A 664-nucleotide genomic window follows, 5' to 3' on the forward strand; every position below is an offset into this window, starting at 1 on the left:
CCATATCCACTACGATTCTCTGCGGTTTTCTTTTCAAAAGCAGTTGCTTGACCGCATGGAAAACAAATTGAATTCCCCAGATTTTAAAATCGTAAAAAAGCAATGTTATCGAGATTATCCCGATGGCTTCTATGTTTACTCTCCACCTTCTACTCACAAATCCACTCAAGACTGTGTGGATTATATTGTTCGTTATGTTGGCCGTCCTGTCATGGCTCAAAGTCGGATTGAAGACTATGATGTTGACCTTGACTTTGTCTGGTGGCACTATATCGACCATCAAACCCATGAACGTGTAGATGTGTTTGATTCCACTCTCGTTTTCATGAAAAAGCTCATTCTTCATATTCCTGATGATCATTTCAAAATGGTTCGTTACTTAGGCGCCTATACTTCCCGAAAAAAGAAACTTTGTCGCTGTATTCAAAAAATGTTACGTAAGCCTCGAGCTTGGATTCGTAAGAAGCTTTCTTCTTATCGAGAATTTCGTAAGGAGTCCACAGGCATTGATCCTTTCCTTTGTTCCTGCGGACACATCATGGAATTTGTTGAATCCTTTTTCCCGGCTGGATTGGAGGTGAAAATCAATGAAACCTGGGAACTCTATGACTGGCACCGTGAACTCGATCCCCTTCAAGTGTACTAAGTGTGGTTTTCTGGATCC

The 664-nt window shown here is 41.3% G+C and carries 1 protein-coding gene; it reads left to right on the forward strand.

The genetic code is table 11. The features are described from left to right. Positions 1–646 (forward strand): transposase (locus tag BN162_RS18495; protein ID WP_244264207.1); only part of this gene is annotated, 646 nt, incomplete at its 5' end. Between the last annotated feature and the right edge of the window lie 18 nt (positions 647–664).

Origin of the sequence: Holdemania massiliensis AP2 (genome assembly GCF_000327285.1) — a bacterium.
Lineage (GTDB): Bacteria > Bacillota_I > Bacilli_A > Erysipelotrichales > Erysipelotrichaceae > Holdemania > Holdemania massiliensis.